At 72.5% G+C, this 26659-nt stretch carries 23 protein-coding genes; 6 read left to right on the plus strand and 17 right to left on the minus strand.

Features of this window, described 5'->3' with window-relative positions; all coding sequences use genetic code 11:
• Positions 1 to 28: 28 nt before the first annotated feature.
• Entirely contained in the window at positions 29 to 1249 is a 1221-nt protein-coding gene (locus AB0C25_RS10705) for an MFS transporter (RefSeq protein ID WP_357371768.1), read from the plus strand.
• A gap of 23 nt (positions 1250 to 1272) precedes the next feature.
• On the opposite strand, the gene AB0C25_RS10710 is transcribed toward AB0C25_RS10705, so the two are convergent.
• Positions 1273 to 2601, minus strand: coding sequence for an alpha/beta hydrolase (locus tag AB0C25_RS10710; protein WP_357371770.1), 1329 nt, complete (start codon positions 2599 to 2601; stop codon positions 1273 to 1275).
• 92 nt (positions 2602 to 2693) lie between these two features.
• Positions 2694 to 4079, minus strand: a complete 1386-nt coding sequence (locus tag AB0C25_RS10715; RefSeq protein ID WP_357371772.1) for a serine hydrolase domain-containing protein — start codon at positions 4077 to 4079, stop codon at positions 2694 to 2696.
• A gap of 182 nt (positions 4080 to 4261) precedes the next feature.
• On the opposite strand from AB0C25_RS10715, the gene AB0C25_RS10720 reads away from it, so the two are divergent.
• On the plus strand, positions 4262 to 5638 hold the full coding sequence (locus AB0C25_RS10720; RefSeq protein ID WP_357371774.1) for an FAD-dependent oxidoreductase: 1377 nt from the start codon (positions 4262 to 4264) through the stop codon (positions 5636 to 5638).
• A gap of 12 nt (positions 5639 to 5650) precedes the next feature.
• On the opposite strand, the gene AB0C25_RS10725 is transcribed toward AB0C25_RS10720, so the two are convergent.
• From AB0C25_RS10725 to AB0C25_RS10750, 6 genes are all read right to left on the minus strand, one after another.
• Positions 5651 to 6127: a heme-degrading domain-containing protein gene (locus AB0C25_RS10725; protein ID WP_357371776.1), complete on the minus strand. Its 477-nt coding sequence runs from the start codon at positions 6125 to 6127 to the stop codon at positions 5651 to 5653.
• 27 nt (positions 6128 to 6154) lie between these two features.
• Positions 6155 to 7615 carry an SDR family NAD(P)-dependent oxidoreductase gene (locus AB0C25_RS10730; RefSeq protein WP_357371778.1) on the minus strand — a complete coding sequence of 487 codons (1461 nt, stop codon included), beginning with the start codon at positions 7613 to 7615 and terminating at the stop codon, positions 6155 to 6157.
• Between the two features lie 153 nt (positions 7616 to 7768).
• Positions 7769 to 8674, minus strand: coding sequence for a siderophore-interacting protein (locus AB0C25_RS10735; protein WP_357371780.1), 906 nt, complete (start codon positions 8672 to 8674; stop codon positions 7769 to 7771).
• A 27-nt stretch (positions 8675 to 8701) separates the two neighbouring features.
• Positions 8702 to 10804: an iron ABC transporter permease gene (locus AB0C25_RS10740; protein WP_357371783.1), complete on the minus strand. Its 2103-nt coding sequence runs from the start codon at positions 10802 to 10804 to the stop codon at positions 8702 to 8704.
• A 2-nt stretch (positions 10805 to 10806) separates the two neighbouring features.
• Entirely contained in the window at positions 10807 to 11790 is a 984-nt protein-coding gene (locus AB0C25_RS10745; protein ID WP_357371785.1) for an iron-siderophore ABC transporter substrate-binding protein, read from the minus strand.
• Positions 11791 to 11823: 33 nt separating this feature from the next.
• Complete coding sequence (locus tag AB0C25_RS10750) at positions 11824 to 12657, minus strand: ABC transporter ATP-binding protein (protein WP_357371787.1); 834 nt, start codon at positions 12655 to 12657, stop codon at positions 11824 to 11826.
• 114 nt (positions 12658 to 12771) lie between these two features.
• On the opposite strand from AB0C25_RS10750, the gene AB0C25_RS10755 reads away from it, so the two are divergent.
• Complete coding sequence (locus tag AB0C25_RS10755) at positions 12772 to 15951, plus strand: BTAD domain-containing putative transcriptional regulator (RefSeq protein WP_357371789.1); 3180 nt, start codon at positions 12772 to 12774, stop codon at positions 15949 to 15951.
• Position 15952: 1 nt separating this feature from the next.
• On the opposite strand, the gene AB0C25_RS10760 is transcribed toward AB0C25_RS10755, so the two are convergent.
• The 3 genes from AB0C25_RS10760 to AB0C25_RS10770 form a co-directional block, all read right to left on the minus strand.
• The gene (locus AB0C25_RS10760) at positions 15953 to 16780 is read right to left on the minus strand and encodes an ABC transporter permease (protein ID WP_357371791.1); all 828 of its coding nucleotides are present in this window, start codon (positions 16778 to 16780) and stop codon (positions 15953 to 15955) included.
• Positions 16777 to 17757: an ATP-binding cassette domain-containing protein gene (locus AB0C25_RS10765; RefSeq protein ID WP_357371793.1), complete on the minus strand. Its 981-nt coding sequence runs from the start codon at positions 17755 to 17757 to the stop codon at positions 16777 to 16779. The genes AB0C25_RS10760 and AB0C25_RS10765 overlap by 4 nt, the downstream gene beginning before the upstream one ends.
• 208 nt (positions 17758 to 17965) lie before the next feature.
• Entirely contained in the window at positions 17966 to 18433 is a 468-nt protein-coding gene (locus AB0C25_RS10770; RefSeq protein WP_357371795.1) for a MarR family winged helix-turn-helix transcriptional regulator, read from the minus strand.
• Positions 18434 to 18556: 123 nt separating this feature from the next.
• Between AB0C25_RS10770 and AB0C25_RS10775 the strand changes: the two genes are divergently transcribed.
• The 3 genes from AB0C25_RS10775 to AB0C25_RS10785 all read left to right on the plus strand — a co-directional run bounded on the left by AB0C25_RS10775 (position 18557) and on the right by AB0C25_RS10785 (position 20950).
• Positions 18557 to 19099: a DinB family protein gene (locus AB0C25_RS10775; protein ID WP_357371797.1), complete on the plus strand. Its 543-nt coding sequence runs from the start codon at positions 18557 to 18559 to the stop codon at positions 19097 to 19099.
• Positions 19100 to 19139: 40 nt separating this feature from the next.
• Positions 19140 to 19751 carry a dihydrofolate reductase family protein gene (locus AB0C25_RS10780; protein ID WP_357371799.1) on the plus strand — a complete coding sequence of 204 codons (612 nt, stop codon included), beginning with the start codon at positions 19140 to 19142 and terminating at the stop codon, positions 19749 to 19751.
• 257 nt (positions 19752 to 20008) lie between these two features.
• Entirely contained in the window at positions 20009 to 20950 is a 942-nt protein-coding gene (locus AB0C25_RS10785; RefSeq protein ID WP_357371801.1) for a hypothetical protein, read from the plus strand.
• Positions 20951 to 21211: 261 nt separating this feature from the next.
• On the opposite strand, the gene AB0C25_RS10790 is transcribed toward AB0C25_RS10785, so the two are convergent.
• The 6 genes from AB0C25_RS10790 to AB0C25_RS10815 are packed head-to-tail and all read right to left on the minus strand — an operon-like array spanning position 21212 to position 26655.
• Positions 21212 to 22015, minus strand: a complete 804-nt coding sequence (locus AB0C25_RS10790) for a methyltransferase domain-containing protein (RefSeq protein WP_357371803.1) — start codon at positions 22013 to 22015, stop codon at positions 21212 to 21214.
• 27 nt (positions 22016 to 22042) lie between these two features.
• Positions 22043 to 22813: an ABC transporter ATP-binding protein gene (locus AB0C25_RS10795; protein ID WP_357371805.1), complete on the minus strand. Its 771-nt coding sequence runs from the start codon at positions 22811 to 22813 to the stop codon at positions 22043 to 22045.
• Positions 22813 to 23556 carry an ABC transporter ATP-binding protein gene (locus tag AB0C25_RS10800; protein ID WP_357371807.1) on the minus strand — a complete coding sequence of 248 codons (744 nt, stop codon included), beginning with the start codon at positions 23554 to 23556 and terminating at the stop codon, positions 22813 to 22815. The genes AB0C25_RS10795 and AB0C25_RS10800 overlap by 1 nt, the downstream gene beginning before the upstream one ends.
• Complete coding sequence (locus tag AB0C25_RS10805) at positions 23553 to 24572, minus strand: branched-chain amino acid ABC transporter permease (protein WP_357371810.1); 1020 nt, start codon at positions 24570 to 24572, stop codon at positions 23553 to 23555. Before AB0C25_RS10805 ends, AB0C25_RS10800 begins: the two co-directional genes overlap by 4 nt.
• Positions 24569 to 25465 carry a branched-chain amino acid ABC transporter permease gene (locus tag AB0C25_RS10810; protein ID WP_357371812.1) on the minus strand — a complete coding sequence of 299 codons (897 nt, stop codon included), beginning with the start codon at positions 25463 to 25465 and terminating at the stop codon, positions 24569 to 24571. Before AB0C25_RS10810 ends, AB0C25_RS10805 begins: the two co-directional genes overlap by 4 nt.
• Positions 25462 to 26655, minus strand: coding sequence for an ABC transporter substrate-binding protein (locus AB0C25_RS10815; RefSeq protein ID WP_357371814.1), 1194 nt, complete (start codon positions 26653 to 26655; stop codon positions 25462 to 25464). The genes AB0C25_RS10810 and AB0C25_RS10815 overlap by 4 nt, the downstream gene beginning before the upstream one ends.
• Between the last annotated feature and the right edge of the window lie 4 nt (positions 26656 to 26659).

A 26659-nucleotide genomic window follows, 5' to 3' on the forward strand; every position in this document is an offset into this window, starting at 1 on the left:
TACGCAACGCTGTTGCTAAATTTTCTCGGTGATCGAGTTGAGCAGAGGTCGACGGGTGGCGGCGCTTGTCGCCCTGGCACTGGGTGGCGTCGCGATCGGCCTGACCGAGTTCGTGGCCATGGGCCTGCTGCCCGACATCGCGCGCGGTCTGCTTCCGCAGGAGTACGCCCAGTCGTCGTCCGGGGCGGTCGCCCGAGCGGGTTGGATGATCACCGCGTACGCGCTCGGCGTGGTCGTGGGCGCGCCCCTGATCGCCGCGTTGAGCGCACGCCTGCCCCGCAAGAGGCTCGTGCTCGGGCTGCTCGTCCTCTTCGCCGTCGGCACTGTCGGTTCCGCGCTCGCCCCCACCTTCGACCTGGTGCTGGTGGCGCGGTTCGCGGCGGCGCTGCCGCACGGCGCGTACTTCGGCGCGGCCGGCCTGCTCGCCGCGTCACTGATGGGCCCCGGTAACGAGGCCCGGGGCTTCGCCACCGTGCTCAGCGGCCTGACCGTGAGCAACGTGATCGGCGTACCCCTCATCACGCGGCTCGGGCAGGCGACCAGCTGGCGCGTCGCGTACCTGGTCATCGCCGGTGTCTTCGTGCTCACCCTGCTGGCGGTGCTGGCGGTCGTCCCGGAGGTCGCCGCGGCGGTCGACGGCTCGCCGGCCGCCGAGTTGCGGTCGCTGCGCACCTCGCAGGTCTGGCTGGTCGCCGCCACGGGCGCGGTCGGGTTCGCCGGGTTCTTCGCGGTGGACAGCTACATCGCACCGGTCACCACCGACGTCGCCGGGCTCTCCGCCGCGACGGTGCCGTGGGCGCTGGTCGCGGTGGGTCTCGGCATGACCGTCGGCAATGCCCTCGGTGGGTGGTTCGCGGACCGCGACCTGCGGCGCAGCATGATCATCGGCTTCGTCGCGATGATCGTGAGCATCGCCGCGTTCAGCCTCGTGGCGTCGAACCGGGTCGGCCTGTTCGTGGGCGCGTTCCTGGTCGGTGCGACGAGCCTCTACCTCGGTCCGGTCCTGCAGGCGCGCCTGATCACCGTCGCACCGGGAGCGCAGCTGATGGGTGCGGCGGTCAACCAGTCGGCCATGAACATCGCCAACAGCCTGGGCGCCGCGCTGGGCAGCGTCGCCATCGCCGCCGGCCTCGGTTACCTCGCGCCCGCCCGGGTGGGCGCGGTCCTCGCGGTCCTCGGGTTGGTCCTGGGGCTGGTCAGCTTCGCCGTCGGCCGGCGGACGCGCGAGCGGGTCCCGGCCACCGTCTGAGGTGGCCGGGCACCCTCGGCGGTTCAGAAGTCGTCGACGTTCACCGTCACCCGATGGGCGCTCGACCTCCAGTTGGGCACGTTGACCACCTCGTGACCGCCGCCGCGTTGACCCACGGTGATCCGGACGAGGCCGAGGTGCGCCGGGGCGGCCGGGATGAACACGTCCACGCCGGTGATGAACGTCTGGCTGAAGAACTCCGGCAGCGGAGCGGTCAGGTCGGTCACACCGTCGCTGTGGTCGTCGAAGGCGAAGATGGCGATCGTCCTCTTGACACGTGGCGTGTTCGCCGCGTTCAGGACGTCCCTGCCGTTGATCCACAGGCGGTCACCGGCGTCGCCCTGGTCACCCCACCACTCCTTCTGGCGCTGGATCGTCAGCGCGGTGTGCCGGTCGCTGGTGTCGACGAGGGCGCTGAGGCCCTCGCCCGGCACGCTCGTCGTCAGGCGCAGGAACGAGTCCGAGCGGCGGAACGGCTGGAGGTAGAAGTGGTGCGTCGCCGCCCCCGGGCGCACGATCGCGAACTCGTGGCGGGCCGTGGCGAGGACCGGGACGGGACCGAACGAGCCGTCGCCGCTGAGGGGTAACCGATGCGCGGGCCGCTGCGACAGCCGACCGCCGGTCAGCGGGTTGACCGGGTAGACCTCCAGGGTCGCGTCCGTGACGCCCACGTTGCTCGGGAAGAGCACCGCGCGGCCGGACACCCGGGCGGTGCCGAAGAGTTGCGGCACGATCCGCGTCGTGTGCGGCGGGCGACCACGCAGAAATCGGAAGATCTCGTCGAACGACTCCGGCGACGACACGGTCTGGGTGTGCGACTGGTCGGGGAGGTGCACGTTCGTCGCGCCGACGATGGCGCGGGCCGGTTCGCCCTCACCCCAGATCGCGAGGGTGGGCACCCCGCCGGGCGGGGTCGTCGCGGTGCGACCGTCCAGGTTGACGTAGTGCGCCACCCGGGCGGCGCGCGCCGGTGAGCTGGTGAGGTAGCCCTGCATGACGAAGGTGCCCAGGGAGTGCGCGAGCAGGTCGACCTGATCCGCGCCGGTCACGGCCAGCAGGCGGGAGATCCGTGCGTCGAGACCCGCGTACACCTGGGGCAGGATCGTGGCGATGTTCGGTGAGTCGTACTCGTGGGCCTCGATGATGTCGATCGGGTAGCCGTTGCTGGTCAGACGTTTGGCCTGGGACTGGAACTGCGCGGCCGACCCGGCGCTGCCGTGCACGAAGATCACCGGACGGTACGCCGGCGGGGGCGCGGCCTCGGCGGCGCGCGGGACGGGGGCGACGGACAGGCTGGCGGCGAGCGTGACCCCGGCCACCGTGGCGAGCAATCTCCGGCGAGACGTGTGCATCGGTCCTCCACCGTACGAGACGAAGTATTTGCACTGCTAGCGCAAGTATCGTGTCAGGGTGAGGTTCGGCGGTCCATACCTTCCGCCCGTGGTCAGTTGACCTCTCTGGCGAGCAGGTCGCCGACCGCGGCCCGGACCGGATCCGGATTGGACCAACTCCAGTTGGGGTGCGCGCGGTTGGTGAGCAGGGCGAGGACGAGTTTGCGGTTGGGGTCGACCAGGAGCGAGGGGCCGGCGAAGCCGGTGTGGCCGAAGGTCCGGGACGAGGCGAGCCGGCCCATGAACCAGCTCTGGTTGAGGACGACGCCGAGGCCGTGCGCGGCGGTCCGGTTGGGTCGCTCCGGGTCGACGGCGGGTTTCCCGGCGTTCTGGTTGGTGAGCATCCGGCGCACGGTCGCCGCGGCGAGGATCCGCTTGCCCTGGTGGGTGCCCCCGTTGAGGAGCAGTTGGCCGATGACCGCGAGATCGGTGGCGGTCGCGAAGATGCCGGCGTGACCGGCGATGCCGCCGAGGTGGTTGGCGACGTCGTCGTGGACGGTGCCCCGGAGCAGGCCCCGCGACGAGCGGGCGTCGGTGGCCACGAGCCGGCCGGCCTTCGCGGTGCCCGACAACCAGGTGTTGGGGTTGAAGCCGGTGTCCCGCAGGCCCAGCGGGCCGGTGAGGTTGCCCTTGAGCGCCTGGTCGAGCCGCTGACCGGTGACCTTCTCGACGATCCTGCCGGCGACCATGAGCCCCACGCTGGAATAGCGGAACGTGTCACCGGGCACCGCGCCGGCGACCAACCCGGTGCTGAGCACGGCGTTCCAGCGGGCCGCACTGTCGGCAAGGCCGGTGACCTTGGCGCCGACCGGCAGGCCGCTGGTGTGGGTCAGCAGCATCTCGACGGTGACGCGTTCGGTGCCGGCCCCGGTGAAGCCCGGCAGGTAGTCGCGGACCGGCGCGCCCAGGTCGACGCGGCCCTTGTCGACCTGCTGGAGCAGCAGGATGGCCGTGTAGACCTTCGTCACCGAGGCGAGGTCGAAGATGGAGTCCGGACGCATCGCGACCCGCTTGTTCGCCGCGAGGAGCTTCGGACCCGACCCGTAGCGCAGCGCCTCCCCGACGGCGGTGTGCACTGTCGTCTTCCCGTCGACCAGGACGACGGCGACCGCACCGGGGAAGCCCTTGTGCGCCACGGTCTGCGGTGTGGCGGGGAGGTGCTTGCGGAGCAGTGCCGTCACGCCCTGCGCGTACCGGGCCTGGCCGGCTGGCACGGCACCGCCACTCGGCGACGCGGCGGCGCTCGGCGAGCCGGACGGGGCGGTGGCGTCACCGGCCGAGCCGAAGCCCACCCGGTTTCCGGCGGCGTCCGTCGCGGTCACCGCGCCGCCGGGATCGCCCGGACCGGGCTTCGGCGCGCCGTCGTCACCGCAGCCGGCGAGGGCGGAGGTCGCGACGGCCAGACCGGCCCCGAGCAGAGTACGACGCGCGATGGGCATGCCGGGAATCGTGACAGTTGACATCGACGTCCGCCAACCGAGCCCTCCAACCTCGGTCACGCCATGCCACCGGACAACAGATGGTCACCATGCGGACACGTTCGGTAAATGTGCGGTGGTTGTGCAACGATCGGTCGTCACCACGACCGACCATCCATCCATCCATCCCCTTGGAGAGCTCGATGTCCCTCTCCCGCGCCCGGATCTTCGCCGAGCTGACCGCGGTGCGGCCCCCCGATCAGCCGTCCCCGGTGCTGGGCACGGCAGTCGTGGTCGGCGGCAGTGTCGCCGGCCTGCTGGCCGCCCGCGTGCTCTCCGACTACGCCGACAGCGTCGTCATCATCGACCGGGACGACCCGCAGGTGAACGGCGCGCGTCCGGGCGTACCCCAGGGGACGCAGCTGCACGCGCTGCTGCCCGGCGGCTTCCTCCAGTTCGAGCGACTGTTTCCGGGCTTCCGCGAGGAGGCCCTGGCCCGCGGGGCGGTCGAGGCGCCGCCCGCGTCCCGGCGCAACTACCTCGACGGTCGCCTGCGGGTCGTCGTCCCCGACGACGCCGACAGCCTGGCCGGCAGCCGGCCGCTCCTGGAGGGACTGATCCGGCAACAGGTGCTGCGACTGCCGAACGTCAAGACGGTCACCGCCCGTGCCACGGGCCTCGTGTTCGACGGCACCGTGGTCACCGGGGTCCGTTGCGACGTCGCAGGGGTGCCCGGCGTGGAGAGCGGTGACCTCGTGGTGGACGCCATGGGACGGTCGAGCAAGCTGTCGGCCTGGCTGGAGCAGGCCGGCTGGGAGCGGCCGGCCACCCGGCGGATGACCGTGCACCTCAACTACGCGACGGCCCTGTTCCGCCGCCCGCCGACGACCCCGGCCTCGACCGTCGCCCTGGCGCTGAACACCCCGAGGACGGCCTCGGACGTCGCCGGTGCCGCGTTCTTCGCCATCGAGGACGGTCGGTGGATGGCCATGATGGCCGGCTACGGGGACAACCGCCCCGGCGCCACGGCACCGGATTTCGTCCGCCGGCTGCGGGAGCAGTTTCCACCCGAGTTCGGCGACGTCGCCGACCAGGAGATGATCGGCGACGTCCAGACCTACCACCACGCCGACAGTCGACGGCGCGAATTCTCCGCGCTGCGGTGCTTCCCGGGCGGGCTCGTCAGCGTGGGCGACGCCGTCGCCTCGTTCAACCCGGTGTACGGGCAGGGCATGACGGCGGCCGCCCTGCACGCGGCCTGCCTGGCGACGTACCTGCGCGGTCGCCCGGATCTGACCGCCGCCGCCCGGGAGTACCTCGCGTTGCAGAAGGTCGTGGTCGACGCCGCGTGGTCGACGTCGACCTCGGCCGACCTTGCGCTGCCCCACGTCGACGGGCCCTACCCGCGCGGGCACCGGATCACCAGCTGGGCCAGCCGGCAGATCATCACCGCGACCGTCACCGACGTGGCGATCGCCCGACGGTTCAACCAGGTCGTCTCCATGCGGGAACACCCACTGACGCTGGCCCGGCCCGGCGTGCTCCTCGGCGCACTACGGGCCAACCAGCGCGCACGCTGACCAGCGACCGCCCTAGCGGGGCAGCTTGCGCAGGATGTCGACGACGAACCGGTGGTCCTCCAGCTGGGGAAGCCCGGACACGCCGAACCAGCCCACCACGCCGGTGCCGCGTACGCGCAGCGGCACCGCACCGCCGGCCGCCGCGTACCGGGAGGCCGGCAGGCCGAACTTCTCGGTCAACGTCACCTGCTTGTCCTGACACAACCGCGCCAGGTAGAGCGACGAGTGCTCGAACCGCATCACCACCCGGCCCTTGCGGCGCAACCACCCGTCGTTGTCCGCCGTCGACCCGGGCAGGCCACAGTGGAACAGCTGGCGGCCGGCCCGCCACACCCCCACCGAGACCGGCAACCGCTGTTCCCGGGCGGCGGCGACGGCGAGCTGCCCCAGGTCGTACGCGTCGGTCTCGGACAGGCCCGCGAGCTCCAGCTCGGCCTCCTCGCGGAGCAGCTCGTCGAGCGTCGGCCACGATTCACGATCGGCTGTCATGATTCTCCTTCTTGTCGCACCCGGCGGTCACCAGGCGCAGGGCGCGTAGTCCTTCAGGAAACAGCCGTACAGGTCCTCGCCCAACTCGCCACGGACGATCGGGTCGTACACCCGGGCCGCGCCGTCCACCAGGTCCAACGGGGCGTGGAAGCCCTCGTCGGCCAGCCGCATCTTCGTCGGGTGCGGGCGTTCGTCGGTGATCCAGCCGGTGTCGACGCTTGTCATCAGGATGCCGTCGGTCAGCATCTCCTGCGCGCTGGTCCGGGTCAGCATGTTCAGCGCGGCCTTGGCCATGTTGGTGTGCGGGTGCCCCGGCCCCTTGTAGCCGCGGCCGAACTGGCCCTCCATCGCCGACACGTTCACCACGTACTTGCGCCGGGCCGACGCGGCGGCCATCGCCGGTCGGAGCCGACTGACCAGCACGAACGGCGCGGTGACGTTGCACAGTTGCACTTCGAGCAGCTCCACCGGGTCCACCTCCTGCACCCGCTGGACCCAGCTGTTGACCGAGTCGAGGTCGGGCACGAGACCCCCGGCGTCGATGGCCGTGGACGCGGCGATCCGCTCCGGCGAGGCGGAGCCGCTGGTGAGTGCCAGCGCGGTGAGCGCGTGCGGGGTGAGCGCCGTCGACTGTGGCCCGGCGGTCAGGCTGCCCACCGGGCCGCCCGGAGCGTCCGGCTTGGCGAACGTGATCAGCTCCGGCAGCGGGCCGTCCGGCAGGGCCGCGGCCTCGGCGGCGATGAGCTGCGCGTACGCCCCGGGGGACCGGCGGACGGTCTGCGCCGCGTTGTTGATCAGGATGTCGAGGGGACCCTGGCTGCTGACGTCGTCGGCGAGGGCGATCACCTGGGCGGGGTCGCGCAGGTCGATGCCGACGATGCGCAGACGGTGCAGCCAGTCCCCGCTGTCGGGCATGGCGGCGAACCGGCGTACCGCGTCGTGCGGGAACCGGGTGGTCACCGTCGTGTGCGCGCCGTCGCGCAGCAGCCGCAGCGCGATGTACATGCCGATCTTCGCCCGGCCGCCGGTGAGCAACGCGCGCCGGCCGGTCAGGTCGGTACGGGCGTCGCGGCGCTCCCGGTTGAGCGCGGCGCAGGACGGGCAGAGCTGGTGGTAGAAGGCGTCCACCTCGCGGTAGCGCTGCTTGCACACGTAGCAGCCGCGGGCGTTGTGCAGGAAACCCGCAGTCTCGCCCGCAGCGGAGGACGCGAGCGGGATGCCCTGGGTCTCGTCGTCGATCCGTCCCGGGGCGCCGGTGGCGGTGGCCTCCGTCACCGCGCGGTCGGCGGCGAGGATGGCGTCGCGCCGCTCCTCCCGCCGCCGCTGCTTGATCACCTTGTAGAGCCGGGCGGTGGCCCGCTGCACCCGCACCACGTCCGGATGGTCGGAGGGCAGCTCCTCCAACGCCTCGAAGACGCTGAGGCAGGCCTCCAGCCGGCTTCGGTCAATGCCCTCTTGACCGTTTTCGGTAATGTTGTCCACCGTCATGCGTCTGTGTCTCGTCCCGTATCCCGTGCCGGCTTCAGCCGGTCCGCCCCAAGTCCGACCCGAAACGGTACGCGCCTTGCGGCCTTCGACGCACCTCGCGGCTGCCCGGCGTGGTGCGCCTCGCTGCCCGGCGTGGTGCGCCTCGCGGCGCGGTCAGTCCGCGTCGACGTGACCGAGCCGCCAGTAGCCCATGAAGGCCACCGCCCGCCGGTCCAGACCCCGCTCGGCGACCAGGTGCCGGCGCAGGTGACGAATCACGCCCGCCTCCCCGGCCAGCCACGCGTAGAGCGGCGCCGAGGCCACCTCCTCGGGCACCTCCCAGAGGATCTCGGTGTCCAGGTTCACGTCCGGCACAGGCTGGGCGGCCGCCGACGCGCCGGGGGCCAGCAGCTCCCCGGCCGCCGCGATGACGGCGGGCACCAACCGGCTGCCGTACCCGTCGGCGCCCCGGGCCAGCCAGCGCACCTCGACACCGGGGGGCGTCACCAGCGGCAACACGTCGGCGGCGTCGGGCACCTCCAGCACGACGGTGCCCCGGGCGTCGAGGGGCAGCCGCTCGCAGATGCCGCTGATCGCCGGCACCGCGGTCTCGTCCCCGGCCAGCAGCAGGGCGCCGCCGGTCGACTGTCGAAACTCGACCCCGCCGTGGTTGCCGTCGAAGCCGGCGTCCGGCCCGACCAGGGCGATCTCGTCGCCGACGCTGGCCCGCCGAGCCCAGCGCGTCGCCGGGCCACTGTCGCCGTGCAGCACCAGATCGACGTCGACCTCGGCCAGGTGCGGTCGGACCGCCCGCACGGTGTAGGTACGGATCGGGTTGCGCAGGTGGTCCGGCAGGGCCCGCCAGGTGGCGTACCAGTCCGCGCCGTCCGGCAGGCTCGCCCGGCGCTGACCGGGCAGCGGCAGCGCCAGTTTGATCCGCTGGTCGTAACCGTTGTCCGCGAACCGGTCGAGGTCCGCCCCGGTGAAGGTCACCCGGGTGAAGGACGGGCTGAGTCGGCGTACCGCGCGGACGCTGACGGCGAACACGCGCCAGGGCGCGATGGGCAGGGTCTGGGTCATGGTGCCTCTCCGGGTTCGGGCCGGCATCTACCGGGGGTTGTTCGCCACGGCACGGGAGCGCCACAGCAGCCAGACGAAGTACGGGGCGCCGATCATGGCGGTGACCAGGCCGGCGGGGACCTGGGCCGGAGCGATGACCGTCCGGCCGAGGGTGTCGGCGACGCTGACCAGCGCCGCGCCGAGCAGGGCGGCCACCGGAAGCACCCGGGAGTGCCGCCCGCCGACGAGCGCCCGCGCGGCGTGCGGGGCGACCAGGCCGACGAAGCCGATGACCCCGACGGCCGAGACCGCGGTGGAGGTGAGCAGCGCCGCCGCGCCGAGCGCGACCAGCCGGGTGCGTTCCAGCCGGACGCCCAGCACCCGGGGGGTGTCGTCGTCCAGCGCGAGCAGGTCGAGTTCGCGGCGGGCGGCGACCACGGCCGGGGTGAGCACCAGCAGGGCGATCAGCACCGGCAGCACCTGGGTGGGCATCCGGCCGTAGGTGGAGCCGGACAGCCAGGTCAACGCCTTCCCGGTGTTCCACGGGTCGAAGGCGACGACCAGGTAGGTGATGACCGCCATCCCGCCCTGCCAGGCGCCGAACCCGATCAGCACCAGCCGGTCGGAGCTCAGCCCGCCGCGCCAGGCCAGGCCGTAGACCAGGGCGAACGCCAGCATCGCGCCGAGCCCGGCGACGCCCGAGACGGCCCACACCCCGGCCAGCGGCACGAAGGTGAGCAGGGAGATGGCCCCCAGTCCGGCGCCGGCGGTGATGCCGAGGATGCCCGGTTCGGCAAGCGGGTTGCGGCAGACGGCCTGCACGGTGGTGCCGGCCACCGCGAGCGCCGCGCCGGCCAGGACCGCCGCGGCGACGCGCGGCCACCGCTGGTCCAGCACGAAGGTGTACGCCGGCCCGGTGCTGCCGTTGACCCAGTTGACGACGTCACCGAGCAGCACCCAGGTGTCACCGGCCAGCATGCCGACCGTCACGGCGGAGACGGTCACCACCGCGGCGACGGCGACGACGCCGCGGTGGAAGGCGGCGGAGCGGACGGCCGCGTGCCCGCCGGGTGGGCGGCGGGTGGGGCCCGCGTCGCGGTGTCGGCGGGCCAGCCAGATGAGGATCGCCGCGCCGAACAGGGTGGTGACGACGCCGGTGGGGATGTCGACTCCGGCCTGCCCGCCCATGACGGCGCGCAGCAGCACGTCGGAGCCGAGCACGATGATGACGCCGGCGATGCCGGACAGCGGCAGCAGGATGCGGTGCCGGTGCACCCCCGGAACCACGGGGGCGAGCAGCCGGACGATCACCGGGGCGCACAGGCCGACGAAGCCGACCGGACCGGTGAGGGTGACGGCCGCGGCGGACAGCAGCACGGCGAGGACCATGACGGTGAGCCGGGTACGCCGCACGTCGAGCCCGAGCACGGTGGCGGTGTCGTCGCCGAGGGCGAGGATGTCGAGGCGGTGCCCGAGCAGCATCAGCACGACGATGGTGCCGACGATCACCGGGGCCAGTTGGGTCAGCGCGGTCAGGTCGCTCTGCACCAGCGAGCCGTTGCCCCACGCGAACAGGCCGATGGTGGCCTGCTCGAACAGGAGCAGCAGCAGGGTGGTCACCGACCCGAGCGCCAGGGCGGTGGCCGAGCCGGCGAGGATGAGCCGGGTGGTGCCGGCCTGCCCGCCGGAGGACATCGCCATCACCAGGCCGGCGGCGGCCAATCCTCCGCAGAAGGCGAGGCCGCCGGCGGGCAGCGCGGGCAGCGAGACGCCGAACGCGGCCACCGAGACGATCGCCAGGTGTGCGCCGGCGTTGACCGCGAGGGTGTCGGGCGAGGCGAGTGGATTGCGGGCGATCGACTGCAGGGCGGCTCCGGCGAACCCGAGCGCGACGCCGATGGCCAGCCCCGCGAGCAGTCGGGGCAGCCGGGCGGCGATCAGGACGCGGGCCGCCTCGTCGTCGGTGCCGGTCACGAGCCGCAGCAGGTCCAGGGCGCCGACGTTCGAGGTGCCCTGGGTGAGGTGCACCGCGCCGACCACGAGCAGCAGCAGGGTCGCGGCGACGAAGACGACGGCGACGCGGGGCGCGGCCGGGCGTCCGTCCGGAGCCGGCCGGGTGGCCGGCTCCGGACGTGGGGGTGCGCTGAGCACGCTCACACCGCGTACGTCTTGACGAGTTCGTCGATGTACTGCTTGCCGGACAGCGGTCCGCCGAAGGTCCAGATGCCGTTGGGCATCTTGTGCAGGTTGCCCTGCCGGACGAAGGGCAGCGCCTTCCAGATGGCGTTGCCGGCGAGACCGTTGGCGAACACGTCGTCGCCGTCGGAGGCGCTGTAGAAGAAGCGCAGGTTGGGGTCCTTGAGCACCGTCATGCCCTCGACATCGGTCTGGCCGAGGCCCCACACCTCGTCGGTCTTGCCGGTCCACGCGTTGGTGAGACCGAGCTGGATGCCGATCTGGGAGACGAGCGCGCCCTTGCCGAACATCCGGATGCTGACGGTGCTGCCCTCCTTCCAGCCGTCGGCGATGGCGAACGGCCGGCCGGCGGCGCCCGCGTCGGCGATCTTCTTCTTGCCGTCGGCGATGGCCGCGTCGAAGTCGGTGAGCAGCTTCTCCGCCGCGGTGGTCTTGCCGACGGCCTTGGCGATCATGGTGAGGTCGGTGCGCATCCGGCCGAGGTTGTCGGCGGCGTCACTGCCCTTGGCGACCACGACCGGGGCGTACTTCTCCAGCTGACTGATCAGGTTGGCGCCCCGGTCGTCCTCCATCACGATGAGGTCGGGTTGGAGGGCGACGATCGAGTCGACGCTGGGCTCACCGCGGGTGCCGACGTCCTTGACGCTCGGGTCGAGCTTCGCGGCGGTGACCCAGGTGCCGTACCCCTTCGGGTCGGCGACGCCGACGGGCATGACGCCGAGGCTGACCAGCATCTCGACCTCACCCCACTCCAGCCCGACGACCTTGGTCGCCGGGGCCTTGAGGGTGATCTCCTTGCCGCGGCTGTCGGTGAGGGTGACCGGGCCGCCGGCCGCCGAGGAGGAGGTGTCGGGGGCCGCGGCCTTCTCGGTGGTGCCGCAGGCGCCGAGCGTCAGCGCGGCCACGACGGCGAGGAGGGCGGTGAAACGGGTACGGGTCATGACGGTCTTTTCTCTGCTGTGGATGAGGGGTGTTCAGACCAGGGCGCGGATCGGGTGCCGCCCGACCGGGCGGGTGGTGACCAGTCCGCTGACCGGATCGGTGGTCACCTCGATGCGGATCCCGTAGGTCTCGGTGAGGGCGTCCTCGGTGAAGACCGTGGCCGGGGTGCCGGTGGCGCGCACCCGGCCCTGGTGCAACAGGACGATCTCGTCCGCCACGGCGGCTGCCTGGTTGAGGTCGTGCAGCACGACGCCGACGGCGACGTCGTGGTCGTTCGCGAGGTCCCGGACCAGGTCGAGGATCTCCACCTGGTAACGCAGGTCGAGGAACGTGGTGGGCTCGTCGAGAAGCAGCACCGGGGTGTCCTGGGCCAGGCAGGTGGCCAGCCACACGCGCTGCAACTCGCCTCCGGAGAGTTCGTCCACGGGGCGATCGGCCATCGTCGCGACGCCTGTGACGTCCATGGCGCGGGCGATCGCGACGGGACCGTGCGGGTCCTCCGCCCGCCAGCGCCCCCGGTAGGGGTGGCGGCCGTAGCCGACGACGTCGCGGACGGTGACACCGCTGGGCACCGGCCTGCTCTGGGCCAGCAGGGTGACCCGACGAGCGAACTCCCGGGCCGGGAGGCTGGCGGCCGTGACGCCGTCGGCGAGGTGCACGATTCCGGCCTCGATCGGGTGCAGCCGGGCCAGCGCCCGCAGCAGCGTGGACTTGCCGCTGCCGTTGGGCCCCACCAGTGCGGTCACGGCGCCCGCGCGGAGGTTGATCACGGCACCGTGCACCACCGGCACACCGTGGTAGCCCAGACGGAGGTCGACGCCGGACAGGCTGCGATCCCCGTTGGCCGACGCCAACTCGTTCTGCATGAGGTTAGGCTAACCTAACCTCAACGTGGCCTGTCAAGCCGGTCGCGGTCCCGTGGACAGCCGGGCCTACCCGGTGGTCGTCGGGCCCGTGTGCGCGTGAGGGATGCTGGGTCCGTGCACATCGCGACCCTCGGCCCACTCGCCGTCGACGGCCGACCCGTTCGGGGTGAACGGCTCGTGGCGGTGCTCCGCGCGCTCGTCGACGCGCGTGGGCGGGCGGTCTCCGTGAACCTGCTCGTGGACGCCGTCTGGGACGGCGCGCCACCCGACGACGCGACAGGCGCCGTCCAGGCGCTCGTGTCCCGGGTTCGTCGTCTCGGGCTGCCCGTGGCCGCGGTGCCGGGCGGATACCGGCTGCCCGCCGAGGAGATCACCGTCGACGCGGTCGAGGCGCGCGCGCTCGTCGACCGGGCGCGGACCGTGTTCCACTGTGGCGACGTTCGTTCCGCCCGCGGCCTGGCCGATCAGGCGCGTGCCCTGTTCCCCGAGGTTCCGGAGCTGGTCACCAGCGAGGACACGCGCCTGTTCGCGGATGTCACCGCGCTGCGCGCGCAGGCGGCACTCGCCGGCGTGGGTTCGTTCGACGAGGTCGACCTGGGCCGGCTCGTCGCGCGTACGCCCCCGGACGAGCCGTCGGCGGCCCTGCTCGTCCGGGTGCTCGCCGCGCAGGGGCGGGAGGCGGAGGCGCTGGAGGTGGTCGAGCGGTTGCGCGCCGAGCTGGCCGACCGGTACGGCACCGACCCGTCGCCCGTGATCACGGACGTCCACCTGGCGTTGCTGCGCGGTGAACTCACCGCCCCGCCCGTCGCGACGCCGCCCCGGCAACCGGCGCGGATCACGCTGCCCGCCGCGTGGCGTCGTCCCATGGCCGCCCTCGTCGGGCGGGAGCGGGACCTGAAGGCCATCACCGGCGCGCTCGCCGAGACACCCGTCGTGACGATCGTGGCGACCGGCGGGGCGGGCAAGACCCGGCTCGCCGCCGAGGTGGCGAGGCGCACGGCGGCGGCCGGGCGGTCGCTGCGAGTCATCGAACTCGCTGGCCTGCGCTCGCCCGACGAGGTGCTGCCCACGGTGCTCGCCGCGCTCGGCGGTGCGGACACCACGGCGACCGGCGGCAACCTGGGCCTGGAGCGGCGGGTCCTCAGCCCCGGGGAGCGGCTGCGCGCCGTGGCGCCGGACCTCGACGGGCTGATGGTGCTGGACAACTGCGAGCACGTCCTCGACGCGGTGGCGGCCGTCGTCGCGGACCTGGTCGCGGTGACGTCCCCCGAGGTCACGGTGCTCGCGACGAGCCGCGCCCCACTGGGCCTGGTCGGCGAGGTGGTGCACCGGCTAACCGCGTTGCCGGACAGCGACGCGCTCGCGCTTGTCGAGACCCGGGCGAGGGCCGGCGGCGCCGTGCCGACCTGGGACACCGAGCGGGCGCTGGCCCTGTGTCACCGCCTCGACAACCTGCCGCTGGCCCTCGAACTGGCCGCCGCGCGACTGCGGCACATGCCGATCGACGACGTGCTCGCCGGGCTGACCGACCGGTTCGCGCTGCTCGACGACGCCCTGCGCGGCCTGCCGGAGCGGCACGCGAGCCTGTGGGCGTTGGTCGACTGGAGCAGGGAACTGCTCGCCGCGGACGACCGCCACCTGCTCCAGCGGGTCGCGGTCATCCCCGCGCCGTTCACCGCGGACCTCGCCGCCGCCGTCGCGCAGACCCCGGACGTCCGTCGCGGCCTGGCGACCCTCGTCGAACAGTCCCTGCTGACCCTGGTCGAGGGGGACGGTCCGCCGCGCTACCGCATGCTCGAAACGGTCCGTGAGTACGGCGAGGCCCGGCTGGACGCGGCCGGCGACCGGGACCAGGCCATGGCCGGCCTGATCAGCTGGGCACGGGAGCAGGCCGTCGCACTGGCCGGCCACTTCATCGGCCCCGGCCAGGTCGAGGCACTGCACCGGTGCGCCGCCGAGCAGGACAACCTGGTCGCGGGCCTGCGGTGGGCAATGGGGACGGACGACGAGCCCGCCGCCGTCGACGTCGCCACCGCGCTGTTCCATCTCTGGTCGGTGCGGGGCCTGCACCTGGAGGTGCTGGCCTGGGCGCGCGGGCTGCTGCACATCGACGACCCGCAGCGACGGCTGCGGTCGGCGATCCTGCGCGGCGCGGCCAGCGGCCGACCACTGCCCAACGCCGACCGACTGGCCTGGACGTGCGTGGTGATCAGCGTCAACGCCGGCGTCAGCGCCGACCTGCGACCCGCCGTCCTTGCCCGGCGGGCGTTGCGGACGTTGCTGGCCGAACGTCCCGCCGAGGTGTCGTCGCGGCTGACCGCCCTCGCGTCGGCGCTGCCCGGCTTCGACGCGTCCGATGTGGAGCAGAGTCTGAAGAGCGCGACCGAGATGGTCGCGCACCCGGACCCGTACGTGCAGGGGCTCGGGCTGTTCGCGCGCGCGGCGGTACGGGAGAACGGCGGCCTGCCGGAGGCGTCGATCGGCGACGCCGAGCAGGCGTACCACCGCTTCGAGGCCGCTGGGGACCACTGGGGCATGGCGATGGCGGCGGGTGCCGTCGGGCAGTTCCTGGTCCCCGGCGGGGACGCCCGGTCGGCCGAGTGGCTGACCCGCAGCGTGCACCACATGGAGTTGGTCGGCGCCACGCAGGACGCGCGGTCGATCCGGGTCCGGCTGGACGTGCAGCTGGCCCTGACCGGCGACGCGGACGCGGAGCGGCGGCTGGGCGAGACGGCCGCGCTTGGCCAGGCCGAGCAGATCGACGCCGCGCAGGCGCTCCTCGGCCTGGCGCACCTTGCCTGGCTGCGCGAGCGGTACGACGAGACGCTCGCCCGCGCCGACGAGGTGACGCGCGTCCTCGCCGGTTGGGTCGGGCCGCAACCGCAGCCGCGCGTAATGCTCCGGGCCACGGCGGCGATCATCTACCTGCGGGTGGCCCAGGCCGGGCGGGTGTCGGGCACCGACGCCACCGTCCAGGCGGCCGCGATGCTGTCGCTCGCCCGTGACGATGCGCTGACCTCGCGGGACCTGCCGGTGATCGGGGCGTGGGCGTCGGGCGGCGCGGAGCTCGCGGCGTGCCGAGGCGACGCCGACACCGCCCGCGAACTGGCCGTGCTCGCGAAGCGGATCGGCACCCAGATCGAGATGTTCTTCCCCTTTGAAAACGGCGAACGGCTCAACGCCATCCTCGGGGACGAGGAGCAGCGTGAGCAGTTGCTGGCCGCGTGGCGCGAGCGGCCGCCCGCCGCGGCCGTCAGCCGGATCCGCGAGCTGATGGACGACCTGCTCGCGTAGGTCAGATCTTCTTGCGGTACGCCCGCAGTGCCAGCGGCATGAACACCGCCACGAAGCCGGCGCACCAGGCGAGCGTCCACCAGACGTGGTTGCCGAGCGGGGTGCCGAGGAACAGCCCGCGCACCGACGCCACCAGGTGGGTCATCGGGTTGACGTCCACGAACGCCTGCATCCAGCCGGGCAGGGTGTCGGCGCCGACGAACACGTTCGAGGCGAAGCTCAGCGGCATGATCAGCGCGAACATCACGCCCTGCACCGCACCCGCGGTCCGCACCTTCATCGACACCAGCACCGGCAGCCAGCTCAGGCAGAGCGCGAACAGCACCGCGAGCAGGCACCCGGCGATCGCCCGGAACAGGTCGGTCTCGATCCGGAAACCCATCACGTAGCCGATCGCGAGGGTCGACACCGTGACGATGACGTACCGGACGACATCGCCCAGAACCGCGCCGACGAGTGGTGCGGAGCGGGGGATCGGCAGCGACCGGAACCTGTCGAAGATGCCCTTGGCGATGTCGGTGTTCAGGTTGACGCCGATCGCGATGGCACCGGTGGCGATCGTCTGCGCGAGGATGCCGGGCAGCAGGAACTGCAGGTAGTCGTGCGTCGATCCGGCGACCGCGCCGCCGAAGACGTACACGAAGATGATGAGGAACAGCACCGGTTGCAGGGTGACGTCGATGAGCGCCTCGGGCGTACGCCAGGTCTTGATCAGGCTGCGCTTGGCGAGCGCCAACGAGTGCCGGACCAGCCGGAACGGCCGCGGGTTCGGGGCCGTCGTCGACAGTGCGCGGCTCTTCGTGGGTGCCGTGTCGATCAGAGTGCTCATGCCGCGACCTCCGTGGGGCGGGTGGTGTCGTCGTCGGATGCCGTACGCCCGGTGAGGGTGAAGAACACCTCGTCGAGGCTCGGCAGGTGCAGGGAGAGTTCGGTGACCGCGATGCCGGCGGCGGCGAACCGCGCGACGCTCTCGGTCAGCGCCGCGTCGTCGGTGACCGGCACCGCGAGCACGCCCTTGCGGATCTCGTCGGCGGTCGCGCCGGAGCCGACCTGGGTCAGGATCTCCGCGGTACGGGGCAGGTGCGCCGCGTCGGTCGGCCGGACCTCGAGGGTCTGCCCGCCGACCACCCGCTTGAGCCCGTCCGGCGTGTCGTGGGCGATGACCCGGCCGTGGTCGATGACCGTGATCGCGTCGGCGAGCGCGTCGGCCTCCTCCAGGTACTGGGTGGTGAGCAGCACCGTCGAACCGTTGCCGACGAGCGAGCGGACCACGTTCCACATGTCCTCGCGCTTGGCCGGGTCGAGTCCGGTGGTCGGCTCGTCCAGGAAGATCACGTCGGGGGATCCGACGAGGCTGGCGGCCAGGTCCAGTCGCCTCCGCATGCCGCCGGAGTAGGTCTTGGCCGGGCGGTTCGCGGCGTCGGTCAGGTCGAACCAGTCGAGCAACTCGACGGCCCGCTTCCGGGCACCGGTGCGCCCCAGCTCCAGCAGGGTGCCGAACAGCTCCAGGTTCTGCCGCCCGGTGAGGTCCTCGTCGACTGAGGCGTACTGGCCGGTGAGGCCGATGCTCTGCCGAACGCGCTCGGCGTCCCGTACCACGTCGAAACCGCCGATCCGGGCGGTTCCACCGTCCGGGGCCAGCAGGGTGGAGAGGATGCGTACGGCGGTGGTCTTGCCGGCGCCGTTGGGGCCGAGCACCCCGAGCACCGTCCCGCGGGGAACCGCGAGGTCCACGCCCTGTAGCGCCCTCGTCTTCCCGAACGTCTTCACGAGGCCCTCGGCCTCGATCACCAGGTCAGCTGTCATGCGCCCAGCCTGCACGCCTCGGCTGACACCGCCCCGACACGCCACCGACACCGGCTGACACCGGCTGACACGGGCGGTTCCGGCCCGGCGGTTCCGGCCCCGGCGCGGTGATCGACTCGACTTCCCGAAAGACGCGGTGTCCACCCGCCCGCGACACCGCGGCTTCAAGAAAACCGAGTCGATCAAGCCGCGTGCGCACGCACCAGGGTCAGATCGCCGGACCGTCCGTGTTCCGGATCATCTGCCGGAGCACCTTCAGGGCCGTCACGTAGTCGGCGTCGTCGATCCCGTGGTGGATGCGAGCACGGATCGCCGGAGCGTGCTGCTTGAGGTCGAGGCGAGCCGCCTCGCCCGCCTCGGTGATCCAGAGTCGCTGCTGCTCGTCGCGCGTGAGCCAACCCCGATCCAGCAGAACGCCGGCCTCGGCCTCCAGATCGTCCTCAGACCTCAGGTAGGTGCTCATCGTCATCTCAAGCTCCGGAATGGTCATGCCGTGACCGTCGGGTGAGATGTCGTTGCCCGACAGGTTGCGAAGCAACCAGAACTGGGGCTGGGTAAAGCCGAACTCGGCGTGCCGGGCCCGCGTGAAGGCGATGAGCGCCTCGTAGGCCACGCCGGTCCAGTACGCGGCAGGCTGGGTCGCGAGTTCGACGTCGGACAGGCGCTGGGTTGCCACGGGTGCCTCCTGGGAATTGTCGACTGAGCGCGACCCTAGAACCTCAAGTCATGGTGAGGTCAATGAGGCGAGCCGGCTGCGCCCGCGCGCGAGCCGCCGCGCCCGCCTCGGTAGGTTGCGGGAATGACGAGAAGCGAGCGAATCGCGGACCAACTGGACCGGCACTGGCAGAAGAACCTGCGGCCCCGGCTGGACGGTCTTGCCGACGAGGAGTACTTCTGGGAGCCGGTGCGCGGCTGCTGGAGCATCCGTCCACGTGGCACGTCGTCCGCACCGATGTCGACAGGTCCGGGGGAGTGGACGATGGACTCCGCGTCCCCCGACCCAGTGCCCGCACCGGTGACCACCATTGCGTGGCGGTTGGCGCACATCATCGTCTCCTGCCTGGCCTATCGCGTCGAATGGCACTTCGGCGGCGAGGAGGCCGACTCGCTCGCCTACGCGGGGACCGCCGAGGAGGCGCTGGAACAGCTCGACGAGATGTACGGGAGATGGAACACGGGGGTCCGCGAGCTCTCGGACGTCGACCTGGAGAATCCGCCCACCATGGGTCCCGAACGGTTTCCCATGGAGGGCATCGTCCTGCACGTCAACAGGGAGCTGATCCATCACGGCGCCGAGATTTCCCTGCTGCGCGACCTCTACCGCTGGCAGGACCGAGCGTGACGCTGGGTTGGGCGATCGCCGACGAGTAAAGGAGGGCCCGATGGGCCGCACGGTGTTGAGCATGAGCGTGTCGTTGGACGGCTTCGCCGCCGGTCCTGACGTCACCCGCGAACAACCGATGGGCAGAGGCGGCGAGCGGCTGCACGAGTGGCTGTTCCAGGCTGACGGGGATCGTGCTGTGGCGGCAGACGGCGTCACCCCGGTCGGGGTTGACGCCGCGCAGGTACGAGAGCGTCATGCCACGACCGGCGCCGTGGTGATCGGCAAACGGACGTTCGACGTCGGTGTGGACCTGTGGGAGGACACCCCGTTCCCGGTGCCGTGCTTCGTGGTCACTCGCGAGTCACGCGACCCGTTGCGGATGAAGAGCGACGTCTTCACGTTCGTCGACGACGGACTCCACAGCACGCTGCGCCAGGCGCGACAGGCAGCGGGCGACCGGAACGTCCTCATCATGGGTGGACCCACCACCGGACGCGAGTTCGTCAAGGCCGGGCTGGTGGACGAGATCCACCTCCAACTCGTACCGGTGTTGCTCGGTGCCGGCACACGCCTGTTCGACCACTTCGGCACCGGCCACATCGAACTCGAACGCACCGCGGTGATCGAATCACCACACGTCACGCACCTGCGCTTCCACGTCCCGAGGTGACCGCTCGGCGTCGGCCGGCCGCAGTGCGGACTCGACGTCCGCCGTACAGACCGGCCGGCGCCTGCGCGGCCGCGCCGATTGTCGAAGTCGCGATATGCTGGCGGCGGCAGAGCGCCTGCCCGTGCCCGATGTGGTGGCCCACGCCCGACCGCATGCTTGGGGCCAAGAGTCTTCGACTCCGCGCCGCTGTGTCGACTCCCGGCGTGCCAGCCACGCCGCCTGCTCGGTGGAGTGCGTGGGGCTGCACCGGAGGCGTCATGTCTGATCACCAATCACGGCGGACCCCAACCCCGGGGCGTGCCCGCAAGCGCGCCATCCGGGAACACGCCGCCCAGGCCGGTGTCGCCTACTCGGTGGCTGCCCGCCACCTTGCGTCGGTGGGTCTGCGACCCGGCGAAACCCTCGCCTCGTACGGGCGAACGATCTATCCGATCGGGTTCGACCCGCATCGCCAACTGCTCGTCGAACGCCGTGAGCGGCGGTCGTTCGAGGCGCGGGTGTCGGACACCCGGCTGGGCGCGACCCTGCCGCACGGTCGCGCGCGCCACCTCGCCGAGCGCTTCCCGCCCAGCCGTGGGCGTACGGGCAGCGGGGTGGGAGTGCTCTACCACGGCGAGGGCCGGGTGGAACTGCTCGCCATGGTGTACGTGGTGATCGCGGCCGAGTCGCCGGGGCTGCTGCCCGAGGTGGGGGACCTCGCCTGGATCGCGGAGCTGGGCGAGGACACCGCGCTCGACACGGCCTGCGCCGAGGTCGACCGCGAGGCCCGCCGGCTGCTCGATCGGGAGCCTCTGGCGCTCTGGCCGGTCATCGAGGCGGCGCTGACCGTCGCCGAACACAGCGCGGACTGGCCGGTCCGCCAGGAGGCGATCCGGCAGGGCGCGCTCCTCCGCACGATGATGACGCCAAGGGTCGGGTACGCCGGTGAGCCGTACGTGCCGGGGCTGCCCGTCGCCGGTGTCCGGCAGATCCTCGACGCGCTGCTCATCGTCGCCGACGACGGACACGCGCCGGGCACCCGGGTACGCCTGCGCAGGTCGCCGGACGACGCGGGGTTGGCCACGATCATCGGGGCCACGTGGGGGTCGCCGGGTCCGCCGGTGGGCTATCACGTGTGGCCCGACGCGGCGACGGCGCCGCTGTCGGCCCGCGCCGACGACCTGATCGTCCTGCCCGACCAGGAGTCGACGCCTCGGTGAGCGGGTGATCGACTCGACTTCCGCGAACACGCGGTATCCAAGTGCCCGCGACACCCCGACATCAAGAAAACCGAGTCGATCAAGCGCCCACGAGGCGTCCCGCTGCTGCGGCCTCGGCACGGGCCGGCCGGGCTCCTGGGGAGGGAGCCCGGCCGGTGCGGTCGAGGCCGTCCTAGCGCTGTCCGCAGCGCAGTGGGGGGAGGTGCTGCGGCGGAACAGCCACGGACGGCGCGACCGCTCTCCGCGCGGTGGTCCGCCTGCTCAGCTCGGCAGACGGCCCCGCGTGGAGACGAAGTGGTACGACATGACGGCGAACCCGGGGTCACGCAGCAGCCGCCGGAAGGCGTTCAGTTGCTGGGGCGACAGCCCAGCCGCCAGCAGGTCCGGCTCCAGTTGGCGGGAGTTGGTCTCGTAGAGCGACGTGCCGGTCGACCCGCCGGCCCAGCTCTGCGAGTGGGTGATGGTGTCCACGTCGGTCAGCCCGGCGAGGGCCATCTCGGTGTGCACGTCCTGCGCCCAGCCCAGGTCGGCGCCGTGGTCCTCCAGGACACTCATCATGGCGTCCATGACCTGCGCGAAGAGCTTCGCGGCGTCGTCGCTGGGCGCGGTCAGCACCCGCTGTGGCGCGGTGCAGTCGAACTCCTCGACCACCAGCCACCCGCCGGGCGCCAGCGCGCCGGTGAGCGTCCGCAGGACCCGTCGTCGATCGGGGAGGTGCAGCAGCACCAGCCGGGCGTGGATCAGGTCGAACGCGTCCCCGGGTGGCGGTTCGGTGCGCACGTCGTGCCGGCGTACGTGCAGGTTGCCCTCCGCCGTGAGGTGCGTGGGGTCGATGTCGGTGGCCAGCACGTGGCCCTGGTCGCCGGTCGCCCGGGCGATCCGCCGGGCCATCGAGCCGCCACCGGCCCCGACCTCCCAGCAGGTCGCGCCTGGTCGCAGCACCGGGCTGGCCAGCCGACGCGTCGTGATCGGGTCCAGGAAGGACTCCAGCGCGTGCATCTGGGGAACGGCGTCGGGTGCGCCGTTGTCGAACGTGTACGCGCCATCGCTCGTCGCGATTGTCATCGGTGTCTACCTCTCCGAGAAGGGTGACTACGGGGTGTCGGCCCAGAGCCGAGGGGCCGCTCGGTTGGATGGGGGTGCCGGGGCGGCGGCGACGCTCAACATCGCCGCGAGCGGCGCCGGGTCGACGCGGGCCTCGGCCGTCGGCCGGTCGTAGACCACCCGGCCGTACTCCAGCACCGCCACCCGGTCGGCGAGCTCGATCGCGTGCTGGAGTTGCTGCTCCACGAGCAGCACGGTCAGGCCGTCGGCGGCGAGACCGTTGACGAGTTCGCGGACCCGCGCCGCCAGATCGGGCGAGAGACCCTCACACGGTTCGTCGAGCAGCAGCACCCGTGGTTGTCCGAGGAGAGCCCGGGCTATCGCCAGCATCTGCTGCTCGCCGCCGGAGAGTTCGCAGCCACGGTGTCGCAGCCGCACCCCCAACCTCGGCAGCAGTTCGAGGGTGCGGGCCACCGTCCAGCCCTCGCCACCGGGGGCGGCGGCCCGCCACGGCGCGGCCGCCAGGTGCAGGTGCTCGGCCACGGTCAACCGGGAGAAGACCCGTCGGCCCTGCGGGACGAGACCGACGCCGGACTGGGCGATGCGATGCGGTTGTCGGCCGGCGACGTGCACGCCACCGATCTCGATGCGACCGCTGGAGGCACGTACCAGCCCGGCGATGGTGTGCACGAGCGTGCTCTTGCCCGCACCGTTGCGGCCCACCACGGCCTGGATGCTGCCCGGGCGCACCCGCAGGCTGACCTCGTGCAGCACCATTCCTCCGGCGTAGCCGGCGCACAGGCGATCCACCGACAACATCAGGCCACCCCGTCCGCGTAGGCCCGCCGCACCAGCGGCGAGGTACGGATCTCGTCCGGCGTCCCGGCGGCCAACGTGCGACCGTCGCGCAGCACGGTCACCGTGTCGGACAGGGCGTACACCAGGTCGAGTCGATGTTCGACAAGTAGCACGGCGACCGCGCGGGGCAGTGCCTGGAGCAGCTCGACGAGCCGGCCGACCTCGACGGCGGACAGCCCGGCCGCCGGTTCGTCCAGCAGCAGCAGGCGGGGGCGACCGGCAAGGGCCATGGCGATCTCCAACTGGCGTCGTTGCCCGTGGGCGAGGTGCCCGGCGGGCACCGCCGCGACATCGGCGAGGCCCATCTGGTCCAGCAGTGGGCCGGCCCGGTGTTGTGCGGCGCGCCGGCGGCCACCCGGCCACCCTCTGCGCTGAGGGATGACCCGGGGCAGCGCGGCCACCACCACGTTCTCCGTCGCGGTGAGCGTCGCGAAGACGGCGGGTCGTTGGTGGATGCGGTTGATGCCCCGCCGTGCCCGGGCCGCCGGGCCGAGCCGACCGATGTCCCGTCCGTCGAACCGCACGGTGCCGCGCTGCGGTCTCGTGGACCCGCCGATCACGTTGAGCAGGGTCGTCTTACCGGCGCCGTTCGGGCCGATCAGCGCGTGCCGCTGGCCGTCGTGAACGCACAGGTCCACGCCGTCGAGCGCGGTGAGCGAGCCGTACCGCACGCTGACCTTTTGGGCGTCGAGCAGGCCGGTCATCGGCGCAGCTCCCCGACGGTGGCCTGTTCCTGGGCGACGGACGGGTCCGGCTGGGGTGCCGGGGCGCCCGTCGGGCGCAGCCTGCCCCGGGCCCGGTTGACGCCGCTGGGCAGCAGGTAGACCGTCGCCACGAACAGCACCCCCAGCACCAGCGGCGCGTGGCCGGGCAGCACCCCGAACAACCAGTCCCGGACCGCGATGACCAGCGCCGCGCCCACCAGGGCGCCACCGACCGAGGCGGTGCCACCGATGACGACACCGAGCAGCAGCAGCGCGGACGTGTCGAAGCCGAAGTCGGCGGGGGAGATGTACTGCTGGGCGACGACCAGGAGCGAGCCGGCCGCACCGGCGATCGCCCCGGCGGCGACGTGCGCGCCGGACACGTGGAGCGGCACCCGGTGTCCGCTGGCCCGCAGCCGCGTCTCGTCGTCCCGCGCGGCGCGCAGCAGCAACCCGAAACGGGTACGCAGCAGCACCAGCACCGCGCCGACAAGCGTGGCCACGACGACAAGCGCGTACAGGTAGCGCGCCTGGTCGCTGGCGAGCGGCGGGAGCCCCCAGAACGGGCGGACCGCCGCGATGCCGGCCAACCCGTCCGTGCCACCGGTCACCGACCGCCACCGGCCGAGGACGGTGACGACGAGTTCACCGATGGCGAGCGTGATCATCAGGACGATCACCCCCCGGGCGTGCACGACGAGGGGCACGGTGAGCGCGGCCAGCACCGCCCCGGCGGCCGCCGCGACGGCGACCTGCACGACGCCGACGTCGGAGATCCGGCTGCCGAGCACGGCGCAGGCGTAGGCGCCCGCCGCATACGGTGCGGTCTGGCCGAGGGTGGGCATGCCGGCGACGCCGGTGAGCAGGGCCACGCTCACCCCGACCAGGGCCAACGCCAGCGTCCGGGCGAGGATCGCCGTGGTGTAGTCGTCGACCACCCAGGGCGCCACGACCAGGCCGACCAGGACGAGCGCCGCGACGGCGGCTCGCGCCCGTCGAACCACCGCGTCCCTCATGCCGCCCTCCAGTTGCCGGCCAGGCCCCGGGCCCGCACGGCCAGCACCGCCGCCATGGCGGTGAACAGCAGGAACGGCGCGGCGGACGGCAGCAGCGCCACTCCCAGCGTCTGGATCTCGCCGATCGCGAGCGCCGCCAGCAGGGTGCCCCCCATCGACCCGAGACCACCGAGGACGACGACCACCAGGGACAGCAGCAGCACGGTGTCGGCGGTGTCCGTGCCGGGGCCGATGATCGGCGCGCCCAGGACCCCGGCCGCGCCGGCCAGCGCGCCGGCGGCGGCGAGCACACCGATGCGGATCCGCGCGGGACTCACGCCCAGGCAGGCGACCATCTCCGGGTCGTCGACGGCCGCGCGGACCAGCATCCCGGCCCGGGTGCGCCGGACCACCAGGTAGAGCACGGCGGCGAGCACCGCCGCGACGACGATGAAGACCAGCCGGTACGCGGCGTAGCGGTGCCCGGCGAGCACCACCGAGCCCTCCAGGACGGCCGGCACCTGGACCCGCGGATCGTCGGGGCCGAAGCCGGCGACGAGCAGGCTGCCGCCGGCCAGTGCCACCCCGAACGTCAACAGCGCCTGACCCAGGTGGTTGCCGGCGGCGACCGGGGTGAGCAGGCCGGCCACCAGCGCACCCGCGGCGGTGGCGGCCAGCACACCGACGACCAGCGCCAACGCCAGGCTGGCCCAACCACCGTCGAGCAGCGCCGCGGCGGTGTAGCCGCCGATCGCGTAGAGCAGCCCGTGCGCCAGGTTGAGGATGTTGGCGACGCCGAAGCAGAAGACCAGACCCGACGCGGCGACGAACACGAGCAGCCCGTAGGCGACCCCGTCCAGCGCCGGGATCAGGTACGGGTCGATCCGGTTCAGGCCGGCCGCCACCGCGGTCACCGGCCGACGGTCGCGAGGTCACCCACGACGGTGTTGGACAGCGCCCGGCCGTCCTGGCGGACCTGCCGCAGATACCACTTCTGCACCGGGGAGTGCGTGGTGGTGGAGAACTGCCAGGTGCCGCGCGGGCTGGCGATCTGGCCGAGCTGGCCGATGGCCGTGTTGATGGCCTCCGGAGTCGGGTTGCTCCCGGCGGCGCCGATCGCCCGGTCCAGCACCGCCGCCGCGTCGTACGAGGCGAGCGCGTAGGTGGTCGGTGAGCCGTCGTGCTTGGCCTTCCACGCCGCCACGAAGGCGCGGTTCTCCGCGTTGTCCAGGTCGGGGGAGTAGTTGAGCACCGAGAAGATGTCCCGCGCGGCCTCGCCCTGCGCGTTGAGCACGCCGCCCTCGGTGAGGAACCCGGCCGCGTACAACGGGACGTCCTTGATCTCGGACTGCGCGTACTGCTTGACGAAGTCGACGGCGGCGCTGCCGGCGTAGAACGTGTAGACGGCCGCCGCGCCGGAGGCCTTGATGCGGGCGAAGTACGGGGTGAAGTTGGTGGTGGTCGGGAACGGGGTGAAGGTGGTCTTGCCGTCGTCGTTGGCGAGTTTGCCGCCGATCTTGCCGAACGCGTCGGTGAACCCGCGCAGCTCGTCCCAGCCGCCCTGGTAGTCCGGGCCGATCGCGTACACCGAGCCCTGCACGTTGTCGCGGACGTGCTGGGCGATCGCCGCCCCGGGCTCGTCGGAGAGGTACGAGGTGTGCCAGACGCGGGAGACGTCCTTGAGTTCCGGTCGCCCGTTGGAACCGACAAGCGGCACCTTGGTCTCCTCGAGCAGCGGGGTGACCCCGGCGACCGAGCCGCCACCGACGATGCCGGTGAGCGCGGAGACCCGGTCCTGCTTGAGCAGCTTGGTCGCCGCCGGCACCGCGGTCTGGGCGCCGTTGCCCTCGTCGGCGACGACGAGGTCGACCCGTCGACCGCCGAGTTTGCCGTCGTGGGTGTCCAGGTAGAGCTGGAAGCCGTCGCGGATCTCCGTACCGACCGCCTGGTACGTCCCGGACAGCGACGCGAGCAGGCCGATCTTTATCGAGCCGCTGGCGCTCGTGTCCGGCGCGTCGTCGCCGCAGGCCGTACTGGTGATCAGGACGACCGCGAGCAGCGTCGCGGCCAGGGCATGGCTGCGCCGAAGGGTGGTGTGAGGCATGTCT

Source organism: Micromonospora sp. NPDC048839 (genome assembly GCF_040649915.1).
GTDB lineage: Bacteria > Actinomycetota > Actinomycetes > Mycobacteriales > Micromonosporaceae > Micromonospora.